The organism is Pantoea sp. RSPAM1, assembly GCF_038816185.1.
GTDB lineage: Bacteria > Pseudomonadota > Gammaproteobacteria > Enterobacterales > Enterobacteriaceae > Pantoea > Pantoea ananatis.
The window spans coordinates 4518557-4530823 of record NZ_CP046137.1 but is presented as its reverse complement, the minus strand read 5'-3'; the positions used below and the strand labels follow the sequence as shown (position 1 = coordinate 4530823).

Here is a 12267-nt window from a genome sequence, read left to right as displayed (position 1 = left end):
CAGAGGGCCGCAATGGTAACGCAGTCCTCGTTATCTCTGTAGCCCGATCTGGCGATAATGCTGGGTCAGTCTTTCTTCTGCTCCAGCGCGCGCTGGCGAGAAAGGCAGATGGCATGATGATGGTTATCTGCCCATGCAATTAATTGCTGCATGGGTTCAAGGAAGGAACGGCCTAAATCCGTCAGGCTGTACTCAACGCGCGGCGGCACATCCGGATAAAGTGTGCGCAGGATATAGCCATCCATTTCCAGCCGTTTCAGACTGCGTGACAGCACCTGACGGGCAACATCGCCAATATGACGGTGAAGTTCATTGAAACGTAAGGTCTGTCCCGCCAGCGCTTCAAGAATCAATAAACTCCATTTGTCGCCTATCCGGTCAAGCACATCCCGGATGGGGCAAGGTTGTTGATACGTAAAGGTTGCGGGTGAAGATTTGGGCATCGGGTCGGTTCCTGTACATCGCTAAGCGTCACTTTCAGGTGATTAAGTCACTCTGGTGTGACCTCTTGTTATCGATTTTGCGTGAATGTAACATCCGTCACGACGTCAGTCTATTTTTGTGACCAGGTGTCTGAGCGAAACCCTGTCTCGCATTCGACAGACGTCAGGCAATCCCTGTGTAGTCAAAATCTGTTACCTCGCGACGCGCGAGATGACGAACGATCAAGGAGAATGATGATGGTAGCTTTTCTGAAAACCCTGTTGCTGGCGGCAGGTATCCTGACCGCAGGTGCAGTTTACGCGGCACAACCTGGCGAAGGCCGCGATATCAAGGTGGAAGAGGCCAATCGTGCACTGGTGATCCATTTCTATGATCAATTTTTTAATCACCACAAGGTCGCTGAAGCGGCCCAAGTTGTCGCGGATAATTACCGTCAGCATAATCCCGGCGTGCCGAACGGCAAGGCACCGCTTGTTAACTTTTTTACCGACTATTTCAGGAAAAACCCGCAGTCAAAGGCACGCATCGTCCGAAGCGCGACCGATGGCGATTTGGTCTGGCTGCATGTTCACTCCACTAACGGTGAACACGATCGTGGCCAGGCCGTTACGGATATTTTTCGCGTGAAAAACGGCAAAATTGTCGAGCACTGGGATGTGATTCAGGCTGTACCGGCGACGTCGGCGAACACCAATACGATGTTTTGATTCAGGCAGGATAACGCGTGGCAGTACCCAAACGCTGCCACGCGTTCCGTTCTGTAATTAACCTGTCAGATAGGTGGCTGTGGCGGTCGCGATGTAAACGCCCTGATCATTGTGTAACTCCACCCGCGCCACAGAGACTTTATTACCGGCGCGCAGTAAACGACTGGTGGCGATAAAACGCTCGCCGCGACCGGGACGCAGATAATCTACCCGCATATCAATCGTTCCCATGCGAGACAGTCGCTGACGGAGCATTTCCTCACTGATTGTTTCCTCACGCGTCAACGCGTGACTCACGCACACCATGCCTGCCGCAACGTCCAGTACAGCGGCGGTAACGCCACCGTGGAGAATCTGTTGAGCGGCATTGCCGACCAGCATGGTTTTGTTCACAAAACTGATTTCAGCGTAGTCGGCGTCAAGGTGATCCAGTTCCAGACCAAGTGCCTGGTTAAACGGCATATGATAAATAAAAATTTCACCGACCAGGCGGCGAGCGTCCTGCTGAGTCAATAGCACGGATGACATGGTGTTTAGTCCTGAACAGCTGGCAAATGAACTGTAGATGTTAATGATTTGTTTATTCTATGCTTCGCTCGACAGGGTTTCCAGTTTAGGAAATCAGCGCTGATGTTCACTCACATTTGTGTGTAGAATGTCCTGCTTTTTACAACACCCATTCGCTTTTATGAATACGCAGTTTCCACTGGAGAATCCTATGCGTAAGCATCGCGCCTTGCTGGCGGCAATGTTACTTCCTGCTTTGGCGCAGGCGGACGAAGCCACGATCAAACACGTTCACGACGCACCCCAGGTGCGTGGCAGCATTATTGCCAACCTGCTGGAGCAGCATGACAACCCGTTTGTGCTTTATCCTTACGAAAATAACTATCTGCTTTACACGTACACCAGCGACATGAATAAAGAGGCGATCTCCTCTTATAACTGGGCAAAAAATGCGCGTAAGGATGAAGTGAAATTCCAGCTCAGTCTGGCGTTTCCACTGTGGCGCGGCATCGTCGGTGACAACTCCGTGTTAGCCGCTTCCTATACGCAGCGCTCGTGGTGGCAGCTATCCAATAAAAAAGAGTCGTCGCCTTTCCGCGAGACAAACTATGAGCCGCAGATTTTCCTGGGCTGGGCGACCGATTATTCGTTTGCCGGCTGGACGCTACGTGATGTTGAAGTGGGCGTGAATCATCAGTCCAATGGCCGTAGCGATCCCACGTCACGCAGCTGGAACCGTGTGTATACCCGCCTGATGGCGCAAAACGGTAATTTCCTCGCAGAGATCAAACCCTGGTTCCGTATTTCTGAGAGCGCCAGCACGGACGACAACCCGGATATTACAAAATACATGGGTTACTACCGGGCGAAAGTGGGCTATGCGATGGGTGACAGCATTTTCAGCGTGGAAGGCAACTATAACTGGAATAGCGGTTACGGCGGCGCTACGCTGGGCTGGAGTTATCCCATCACCCAGCACGTGCGTTTTTACACCCAGCTGTTTAGCGGCTATGGTGAATCTCTCATTGACTATAACCACCGTCAGACTCGTTTAGGCGTAGGTGTGACCCTTAACGATTTGTTCTAACCAACCATTAAGTCAGGAATACAGTGGCAACCTCGGCAGTTCTTAATCAGGAAGCGTTGGCGCAGCAGGTATTGCAGGATACCTTCGGCTACCAGCAGTTTCGTCCCGGTCAGCAGACAATCATAAATGAAGCGCTGAGCGGGCGGGATTGCCTGGTGGTGATGCCGACCGGCGGCGGTAAATCACTCTGCTATCAGATTCCGGCGCTGGTGCGAGAGGGGCTGACACTGGTCGTGTCGCCACTCATCTCTCTGATGAAAGATCAGGTGGATCAGCTCCTGGCAAACGGCGTGGCCGCGGCCTGCCTGAACTCAACCATGACGCGCGAACAGCAGCAGGTTGTCATGGCCGATTGCCGCAATGGGCGCGTGAAGCTGCTCTATATCGCGCCAGAACGTCTGATGATGGACAACTTTCTTGACAGTCTGGCGCACTGGCAGCCCTGTATGCTGGCCGTTGATGAGGCGCACTGTATTTCCCAATGGGGGCATGATTTCCGACCAGAATATGGCGCGCTGGGACAGATGCGCCAGCGCTTTCCCGATCTGCCCGTCATGGCGCTGACAGCGACCGCTGACGAGACGACCCGTCTTGATATCATTAACCTGCTGCATATGCAGGATCCGCTGATTCAAATCAGCAGTTTTGACCGTCCCAATATTCGTTACACGCTGGTGGAAAAATTTAAACCCACTGAGCAGTTGCTGCGTTACGTACAGGATCAACGAGGCAAATGCGGCATTATCTACTGTAACAGCCGGGCAAAAGTTGAGGATACCGCCGCACGTCTGCAAAGCCGGGGGTTAAGCGTTGGGGCATATCATGCCGGAATTGACAGCGCCCAGCGCGCCCGCGTACAGGAAGCGTTTCAGCGCGACGATTTGCAAATCGTGGTGGCGACCGTGGCATTTGGGATGGGCATCAACAAGCCGAACGTGCGTTTTGTGGTGCACTTTGATATTCCGCGCAACATTGAATCCTATTATCAGGAAACAGGACGTGCCGGACGTGACGGCCTGCCGGCAGAAGCCATGATGCTCTACGATCCTGCTGATATGGCCTGGCTGCGCAAATGCCTGGAAGAGAAGCAGCCTGGCCCGTTACAGGATATTGAACGTCACAAGCTGAATGCGATGAATGCTTTTGCCGAAGCGCAGACCTGCCGTCGTTTGGTGCTGCTGAACTACTTTGGTGAAGGACGTCAGCAGCCCTGCGGGAACTGTGATATTTGCCTCGATCCGCCTAAGCGCTATGACGGCCTGGTGGAAGCCCAAAAGGCACTCTCCAGTATTTACCGCGTCGGCCAGCGCTTTGGTATGGGCTACATTGTTGAAGTATTGCGCGGTGCCAATAATCATCGTATCCGCGAACAGGGACACGACAAGCTGCCCGTTTATGGGCTGGGTAAAGAAAACAGCCATGAGCATTGGGTCAGCGTCCTGCGTCAGCTGATTCATCTGGGGCTCGTGACGCAAAACATCGCCATGCATTCTGCGCTGCAGCTCACTGAAGCGGCCAGACCGGTATTACGCGGTGAAGTTCCGCTGATGCTGGCGGTGCCCAGACTGATTACCGCCAGACCGAAAAGCAGCGGGTCGGCAAAAGTGTATGGCGGCAACTACGACCGCAAGCTGTTTGCCAAGCTGCGTAAACTGCGTAAAGCGATAGCCGACGAAGAGAATATCCCCCCCTATGTTGTGTTTAACGATGCAACCCTGCTTGAGATGGCAGAACAGATGCCGGTGAGTGCCTCAGAAATGCTCAGTGTGAACGGCGTGGGGCACCGCAAACTGGAACGTTTCGGTAAGCCATTTTTGCTGATGATTAAAGAACATCTCGATGAAGAGTAAAGAGGAGTTACCATGTTGATTTTGTTCGGCACGATTGCCCTGGTCCATCTTGTTGCCCTTATGAGTCCCGGCCCGGATTTCTTTTTTGTCTCGCAAACCGCGGCCAGCCGTTCGCGCAAAGAAGCGATGTTGGGCGTTCTGGGCATTACCCTGGCGGTCATGATCTGGGCCGCGGTAGCGTTGATGGGCCTGCATCTGATTTTGCAAAAGATGGCCTGGCTACACCAAATCATCATGGTCGGTGGCGGACTCTATCTGCTATGGATGGGTTGGCAGTTAATTGGTTCAGCCCGTCAGCGCCACAAACAGCCCGTGCAGCAGGAACCTGTCGTCGAACTGCCCAGGAAAGGCATGAGCTTTATTAAAGGCCTGCTGACCAACCTGTCGAATCCCAAAGCGGTTATCTACTTTGGTAGCGTTTTTTCCTTGTTTATCGGTAACGATGTGGGGGGGCTGGAACGCTGGGGGCTGTTCGTCCTGATAAGCGTTGAAACCTTCGCCTGGTTTTCTCTGGTCGCGGCTGTTTTTGCCCTGCCGTGGATGCGGGATAAGTATCAACGCGCTGCGAAGTGGGTAGACGGTGTGGCGGGCGTGCTGTTTGCCGGTTTTGGCATTCATCTGATCCTGTCGCGCTGAGAGCCGGTTGCCGGGCACGTCAGTCGTTACGGCAAGCCGCCGACAGCGTCACTGTCGTGCGGCAGTCTCAGCCGGGTCAGGCGATACGTCTGGCGCTGGCCAGCAGTCCCCCAATCGCGATGAATAAGCCGCCGAAAACGCGGTTCATTAGCTTCATCTGCCTGGGCCCTTTGATCCATCCTGCAATGCGCGTGGCTAATGTGGCATAGCCAATCATGACGATGATATCCACCAGAACGGTGGTAACGCCCAGCACCAGATACTGCAACATCAGCGGCTGGTGGGGCAGGATAAACTGGGGAAACAGCGCCGCCAGAAACACAATGCTTTTGGGATTCGTCAGGTTCACCATTACCGCCCGCTTGAACAGGCGACGCCGCGGCATGGCTTTCGACATAGCGTTGAGGTCAATCGCGCCCGCAGTGCGCCACTGTTGGATGCCCAACCAGACCAGATAGCCTGCACCGGCCCACTTTAAAATTTCAAACGCCAGCAGCGACTGGGAAAAAAGCGCCCCAAGACCGATCCCCACCAGGGCGATATGCAGGGCAAGACCAACCTGCAGGCCTGAAATGGACGCGACCGCGCCACGATAACCGTGGCTGATGCCCGTGCTCATGGTGTTAATGGCACCAGAGCCGGGTGAAAGGCTAAGAATTGTGGTGGTAAGAAGATAAGTCAGCCACCATTCGATGGTCATGGGTTGTACTCCCTGTCACGTCTGAAGTGTGACACAATACGCCAGAATGCTGCGCAGGGCTATGGACATCATGCGGCCGTTCAGACTCTTTTTTCCGGCAATCAGGAGGGCGGATGAAGCAACACAGAGCAAGCTGGCTGCAACGCGAAAAGGCCTTCGCTGCCTTCGCGACCGGCCCACTGCTTGATTTCTGGCACAGCCGTGAAGAGTGTGAATTTACCGGCGTTGAGAATCTGACCTTACGTTACGTTCGGTTCATTTCACCGCAACACAAGCGCGTTATTGTAATCGTTCCAGGGCGCATTGAGAGCTACGTTAAATATCCCGAGCTGGCCTACGATCTGTTTCACTGTGGGTTCGATGTGATCGTGCTCGATCACCGTGGTCAGGGGCGATCCGATCGCCTGCTGGATGATTCGCATCTTGGACATGTGGTGGCGTTTTCCCACTATGTTGATGACCTTGAAACGCTCTATCTGAAAGAGATTGTGAGCCGTCATTATCAGCAACGTTATGCGTTGGCGCATTCAATGGGGGGCGCCATTTTGGCTCTGTTCCTGGCGCGTCAGCCTGGCGCGTTCCACGCTGCGGCTCTGGTTGCGCCGATGTTTGGCATCGCGCTGCCGTTACCCTCTTTTCTGGCGCATAAGATCCTCGACTGGGCAGAGAAACGACCTGCCGTTCGCGATGGCTATGCATTAGGCACGGGGCGCTGGCGGGCTCATCCCTTTGGCATTAACCGTCTGACGCACAGTCATGAACGTTATCGTCGCAGCCTGCGTTTTTATGCGGACGACCCGGCGATTCGTGTTGGCGGCCCCACCTATCACTGGGTACGGGAAGGCATTCATGCCGGACGCAACATATTCAGTCAGGTTGATAAAATAACGACGCCGCTGCTGCTGCTACAGGCAAGCGAAGACAGCGTGGTGGATAACCGCTCACAAGATCTGTTTTGCGCCGCCATGGCAGCGGCCGGCCATCCGTGCGAGGGCGACAAGCCGCACGTTATCAACGGCGCACGCCACGAGATTCTGTTTGAAAAAGACAGCATGCGTGCCGAAGCATTGAATGGGATCGTCGATTTCTTTTTATCGCATCACTAGTTATCCGTTTACATTACCGGCTACGGCCAACCGACACAGATACCCGAGGTTTTCATGTACCACATTGTTGTGTCCGACCTGGACGGCACACTGCTCTCACCCGAACACCGCCTCACGCCTGATGCCCGAGAAACGTTGCAGCAGCTGGTTGCAAAAGGCATTCACTTTATTTTCGCCACAGGCCGCCATCACATTGATGTCGGACAAATGCGCGACAAGCTGGGGATTCCGGCGTATATGATTACGTCAAACGGTGCCCGCGTGCATAATCCAGCCGGCGAACTAATTTTTAGCCATAACCTGGATTGGGATATCGCCCAGGATCTGTTCGGCCTGCAGTACCATCATCCGGAAGTGCTGACCCATGTTTATCGTGACGATGAGTGGTTTGTCAGCCGTTGCAGTCCGGCAGAGAAAGATTACTTTCGCGAATCTGATTTTCATTATCAGGTTTATGAACCGGGCATATTGCCCACTGACGGCATCAGCAAAGTCTTTTTTACCTGCGAAGAGCCTGAACACCTTATTCCAATGGAGCTGGCGATTGAAGCGCGTTGGGGAGACAGGGTCAACGTCAGTTTTTCACTGCCCACCTGTCTGGAAGTGATGGCGGGCGGCGTCTCAAAAGGCCACGCGCTCGAATCTGTGGCAAAACAGTTAGGCTTTACGCTGAAAGACTGTATTGCCTTTGGTGATGGTATGAACGACGTTGAAATGCTGAGTATGGCAGGCAAAGGCTGCATTATGGCTAATGCGCACCAGCGCCTGAAAGATACCTTGCCAGAGCTGGAAGTGATTGGCAGCAATGTTGAGGATGCCGTGCCGGCGACGCTCAGAAAGTTGTATTTATCCTAGTGCGCCTGAGCAGAAGGCCGGTTAACCGGCCTTCTGACGGCTAGGCCAGTTTTTGCTTGTGTTTATGCTCGCTGACCATAGTAAGTAGCAACAAAATCACTGCCAGCACACAGCCCACAATCATGACTAAAAATCCGCCATCCCAGCCAAAATAGTCCACCGTGTAACCCACAATGGCGCTGGCTGCAACCGATCCTCCCAGATAACCGAACAGCCCGGTAAAGCCCGCGGCCGTCCCGGCGGCTTTTTTCGGCGCCAGCTCCAGCGCGTGGAGTCCTATCAGCATTACCGGCCCGTAGATCAGGAAGCCAATAATAATCATACAGGCCATGTCCACACCGGGATGACCCGGCGGATTTAACCAGTACACCACCGTTGCGATGGTCACCAGCGTCATAAAGAACACGCCCGTTGCGCCACGGTTTCCGCGAAACACCTTATCGGACATCCAGCCGCACAGTAGCGTGCCAGGGATCCCCGCATACTCATAGAAGAAGTAAGCCCAGGATGACTTATCCAGCGTGAAGTGTTTCACCTCTTTGAGGTATGTGGGCGACCAGTCCAGAATGCCGTAACGCAGCAGATAAACAAACACGTTTGCCAGGGCGATATACCAAAGTAATTTATTTGGCAGAACATACTTCATGAAGATTTGTTTCGCCGTGAACTCTTCTTCATGGCTTTCATTGTAGTCAGCCGGATAATCGTTTTTGTAGGCCTCGATGGGCGGCAGACCGCAGGACTGCGGCGTATCCCGCATCAGGGCAAAGGCCAGGATGGCAATGACAATGGCGCCAAAGGCCGGCATATAAAGGGCCGCCTTCCAGTCGTTAAACCAGGCCATTCCCAGCAGAAACAGCAGGGGAGGAATGCCGCCGCCGACGTTATGGGCACAGTTCCACACCGAAACAATGCCGCCGCGTTCCTTTTGCGACCACCAGTGCACCATAGTGCGTCCGCAGGGGGGCCAGCCCATACCCTGGAACCAGCCACAAATAAACAACAGCACAAACATCACCATGATGCTGGAGGTCGCCCAGGGAACAAACCCCATGACCAGCATCACGAAAGCGGCCAGAATTAATCCTGCGGGCAGAAAGACCCGTGGATTAGAGCGGTCAGACACCGAGCCCATAATAAACTTGGAAAAGCCGTAAGCGATGGAGATACCGGAAAGCGCAAACCCCAGATCGCCTCGTGAGAAACCCTGTTCAACCAGATAAGGCATGGCCAGGGCAAAATTCTTTCTAACGAGGTAGTAAGCCGCATAGCCAAAGAAAATACCGATAAAGATTTGCCAACGCAGGCGGCGGTAGAGTGGATCGATACGATCCTCTGCCACCTGGGGCTGGTGTGGTGCAGGTTTAAAAATACTTAACATTAGGTGGCCCTCCGGGCGCATTATGGTTTTGATTCCCCAGCAGGTTGGGTCGAAAGAAAAAAGGGTGCTCGCAATGCACCATTGCGCGCAGAGAATAGACAGAGACGGACTGGGTTACTGTGATGAATGACAAATTTGTTACAGTCTTATTACAGTAAAGCGCGAAAATGCCAGGCAGATGCGCTTTTTCGCCCATTTTTAACCTCAGGCGTGCTCTCTTGAGCGAATAAAAGTTGGGCTAAGAAAGCGTTGCCTGAGTGCCTGGTAAATAACCAGATGTCAACCAGATAATGCAGCTCTGATTCAGGACATTGTTTACACTGACGCTCTGTTTATTTCGGGGTTGTTACCGTGCTTTTATTGATTGTTACTACCATTCTGTGGGCATTCTCCTTTAGCCTGATCGGTGAATACCTTGCCGGGCAAGTGGACAGCTGGTTTTCAGTACTGATGCGCCTGGCGCTGGCCGCCATTGTGTTTCTGCCGTTCCTGCGCTGGCGCGGCTACCGGCCCTCGACGCTCTTGCTCTATATGCTGGTAGGGATGTTGCAACTGGGCATTATGTATTTGCTGAGTTTTGAAGCCTATCTGTATCTGAGCGTGTCAGAGTTCCTGCTGTTCACCGTGATGACGCCGCTGTATGTCACCTTAATCTACGACCTGATCAGCCGAAGGCCCCTGCGCGTGGGCTACATTTTCAGTGCGTTGCTGGCCGTTGCTGGCGCGGCAATTATTCGTTATGACAAAGTCAGCGATAACTTCTGGTTTGGTCTGCTGCTGGTCCAGTTGGCGAATATCTGCTTCGCGGCCGGTATGGTGGGCTACAAACGTTTGCAGGAAACCCGTCCAATGCCGCAACATACGGCGTTTTCATGGTTTTATCTGGGCGCGGTTCTGATTGCGAGCGTTGCCTGGGCAGCCTGGGGCAATCCCCATAAATTGCCGACCACGACGCTGCAATGGGGCATTCTGGTCTGGCTGGGCGTCGCGGCTTCGGGACTGGGTTATTTTATGTGGAACTATGGGGCAACGCAGGTCGATGCCGGCACGTTGGGCATTATGAATAACATGCACGTTCCGGCCGGATTGCTGGTTAACCTTGCGATATGGCAGCAAAAACCGCACTGGCCAAGCTTTATCGCAGGTGCTCTCGTGATTATGGCATCGCTGTGGGTACACAAGCGCTGGGTCGTCGGTAACAGCGCGAAATAGCCTGGATGACCTTAGCGGGAAAAAAGGTTGGTGAGAGATGAGCAGGCGCGTTGAGCGCCTTGTCCGGCGAGCGACGGACGCCTGATGCGCTAAAGGCTGAACGGCCTAAGTTTACTCGTGATGACAGATTTCCCGAGCCAGCGACAGGACACCGCCTCTGGTCTCAGGCGGGAAAGCAAACGGGCACAGATGTTTGTTTTCCCGACCGGGTGAAATACTATCGGGCTGCGTTTTAAACGGGTTTACCTGTGGCGGGCCGATGAATCATCGTCAGCCCTTTAAGAAAGTTACGCAGGATCTGATCACCGCACTCGCGGTAGTTTTTATGGTCCGGTTTGCGGAAGATGGCGCCAATCTCAGCCTGAGAGACCGTAAAGTTGGCTTTTTTAAGCACGTCAGGAATATCGGTCGTTTTCAAATCAAACGCGATGCGCAGCTTTTTCATAAAGATATTGTTGTTCATCTTGCGCTCGATGGAGGGCGCAGGCGCGTCTTCACTTTTTCCACGGCGATGAAAAATTAAACCGTTAAGGAAATATCCCATCACCACATCGGGGCAGGGGCGAAACGCCGCATCCTCATCTTTCTTCAGCCAGCTGGTGATGTCCGCCTGAGGCACATCACATTCAGCCAGCGCAAAAATCGCCACCATTTTGGCATCGTTCAGATCGAGCATATAGCGCACGCTGCGCAGAATATCGTTGTTAGTCATGGTGAGATCTTCTCATGGTAAATCGACAGGCTGCGCATTATAGGGGATTTTGCCTGCTATCGCGCAGCTTTGTCACTCACGCGATAAAACCTTCGCAGGATGCGCGGCGTCCCTGACAAAGGGCAGATGCTCGCAGGCATGCTGACGGGCAAAACGCATAAACGCTTCCAGTACCGGCTGGCGCTGTTCACCATCGCGCACCGCGGCGTAAAGACGACTCCATAATCCTTCGCCCAGCGTTTTGGTGATCACCAGTCCCTGTTTTTCAAAACTTTCGACGACCCAGTGCGGCAGCGCAGCAATCCCCATCCGCGCCGAGACCATTTGAATCATCAGCAGCGTGTTATCGACATTCTTGAGCGCCGGACTGATCCCCGCAGGTTGCAGAAAGTGACGCCAGATATCCAGGCGCTGACGCTGTACCGGATAAATCATTAGCACTTCATCCGCCAGGTCTTCAGGTGAAATGTGTTCAACCTGCGCCAGAGGGTGATCCGGTGCCAGCACCAGGCGGACTTCGAAATCAAACATGGGTGAGTAGAACAAGCCTGAGCGCGGCAGGATATCCGACGTCAATACAATATCCAGTTCGCCCTGCTGCAGCGCGGGCTGCGGATCAAAGGTCACGCCCGATTTAAAATCCATCATCACCTGGGGCCAGCTCTGACGAAACTTATCTAAAGCCGGTGTCAGCCACTGAATGCAACTGTGGCATTCGATCGCGACGCGCAGGGTGGTCTGATGCGGTTCGTGGCAGGCCTGAAGCGCCTGCTGAATTTGCGGCAGTATCTGCTCTGCCAGCTGCAATAAAATTTCGCCCTGCGGGGTAAAACGCAGTGGCTGACTTTTACGAACAAACAAACGGAATCCCAGCCGCTGTTCCAGATCGCTGAACTGATGTGATAACGCCGACTGTGTCTGATGAAGCTGAGCCGCCGCAGCAGCCAGCGAACCCGTATTCTGCAGAGCCTGAAGCGTCCGGAGGTGTTTGAATTCGATCATGAGAGTCCTTCACATCGAAGCTGAATAATTTGCGCTTGAGCAACATACAGTACCCGCAGAATATAGCG

At 53.6% G+C, this 12267-nt stretch carries 13 protein-coding genes; 7 read left to right on the top strand and 6 right to left on the bottom strand.

Annotated features, from left to right (window positions below; genetic code table 11):
* Positions 1 to 65 precede the first annotated feature (65 nt).
* Positions 66 to 443 carry a helix-turn-helix domain-containing protein gene (locus tag GKC68_RS21680; RefSeq protein ID WP_028722941.1) on the bottom strand — a complete coding sequence of 126 codons (378 nt, stop codon included), beginning with the start codon at positions 441 to 443 and terminating at the stop codon, positions 66 to 68.
* A gap of 234 nt (positions 444 to 677) precedes the next feature.
* On the opposite strand from GKC68_RS21680, the gene GKC68_RS21675 reads away from it, so the two are divergent.
* Entirely contained in the window at positions 678 to 1151 is a 474-nt protein-coding gene (locus GKC68_RS21675; RefSeq protein WP_047714894.1) for an ester cyclase, read from the top strand.
* Between the two features lie 57 nt (positions 1152 to 1208).
* Here the strand turns inward: GKC68_RS21675 and GKC68_RS21670 are convergent, their stop codons facing one another.
* Positions 1209 to 1679 (bottom strand): thioesterase family protein, encoded by a 471-nt coding sequence (locus GKC68_RS21670; RefSeq protein WP_014595018.1) that lies wholly within the window; start codon positions 1677 to 1679, stop codon positions 1209 to 1211.
* A 190-nt stretch (positions 1680 to 1869) separates the two neighbouring features.
* On the opposite strand from GKC68_RS21670, the gene pldA reads away from it, so the two are divergent.
* From pldA to rhtC, 3 genes are read left to right on the top strand one after another with little or no spacing between them, the layout of a single operon-like run.
* The gene (gene pldA / locus GKC68_RS21665) at positions 1870 to 2745 is read left to right on the top strand and encodes a phospholipase A (protein ID WP_089528810.1); all 876 of its coding nucleotides are present in this window, start codon (positions 1870 to 1872) and stop codon (positions 2743 to 2745) included.
* Between the two features lie 23 nt (positions 2746 to 2768).
* Positions 2769 to 4595, top strand: a complete 1827-nt coding sequence (gene recQ, locus GKC68_RS21660) for an ATP-dependent DNA helicase RecQ (protein ID WP_013024082.1) — start codon at positions 2769 to 2771, stop codon at positions 4593 to 4595.
* A gap of 12 nt (positions 4596 to 4607) precedes the next feature.
* Positions 4608 to 5231, top strand: coding sequence for a threonine export protein RhtC (gene rhtC / locus GKC68_RS21655; RefSeq protein ID WP_013024083.1), 624 nt, complete (start codon positions 4608 to 4610; stop codon positions 5229 to 5231).
* A gap of 76 nt (positions 5232 to 5307) precedes the next feature.
* Here rhtC and rhtB read toward each other — a convergent pair whose 3' ends face one another.
* On the bottom strand, positions 5308 to 5931 hold the full coding sequence (gene rhtB, locus GKC68_RS21650) for a homoserine/homoserine lactone efflux protein (RefSeq protein WP_028722944.1): 624 nt from the start codon (positions 5929 to 5931) through the stop codon (positions 5308 to 5310).
* Between the two features lie 113 nt (positions 5932 to 6044).
* Between rhtB and pldB the strand changes: the two genes are divergently transcribed.
* Both pldB and yigL read left to right on the top strand, forming a co-directional pair.
* A complete protein-coding gene (gene pldB, locus GKC68_RS21645; protein ID WP_058707006.1) occupies positions 6045 to 7037 on the top strand; it encodes a lysophospholipase L2 in 993 nt (330 codons plus the stop codon).
* A 54-nt stretch (positions 7038 to 7091) separates the two neighbouring features.
* Positions 7092 to 7892, top strand: a complete 801-nt coding sequence (gene yigL, locus GKC68_RS21640) for a sugar/pyridoxal phosphate phosphatase YigL (RefSeq protein ID WP_013024086.1) — start codon at positions 7092 to 7094, stop codon at positions 7890 to 7892.
* 40 nt (positions 7893 to 7932) lie between these two features.
* On the opposite strand, the gene glpT is transcribed toward yigL, so the two are convergent.
* Positions 7933 to 9273: a glycerol-3-phosphate transporter gene (gene glpT / locus GKC68_RS21635; RefSeq protein ID WP_028722947.1), complete on the bottom strand. Its 1341-nt coding sequence runs from the start codon at positions 9271 to 9273 to the stop codon at positions 7933 to 7935.
* A gap of 351 nt (positions 9274 to 9624) precedes the next feature.
* Here glpT and GKC68_RS21630 point away from each other — a divergent pair, with 351 nt between their 5' ends.
* A complete protein-coding gene (locus GKC68_RS21630) occupies positions 9625 to 10485 on the top strand; it encodes a carboxylate/amino acid/amine transporter (RefSeq protein ID WP_028722948.1) in 861 nt (286 codons plus the stop codon).
* A gap of 232 nt (positions 10486 to 10717) precedes the next feature.
* On the opposite strand, the gene GKC68_RS21625 is transcribed toward GKC68_RS21630, so the two are convergent.
* Positions 10718 to 11197, bottom strand: coding sequence for a DUF1456 family protein (locus GKC68_RS21625; protein ID WP_028722949.1), 480 nt, complete (start codon positions 11195 to 11197; stop codon positions 10718 to 10720).
* A 72-nt stretch (positions 11198 to 11269) separates the two neighbouring features.
* Positions 11270 to 12199: an HTH-type transcriptional regulator MetR gene (gene metR / locus GKC68_RS21620; RefSeq protein WP_022623771.1), complete on the bottom strand. Its 930-nt coding sequence runs from the start codon at positions 12197 to 12199 to the stop codon at positions 11270 to 11272.
* Positions 12200 to 12267 lie beyond the last annotated feature (68 nt).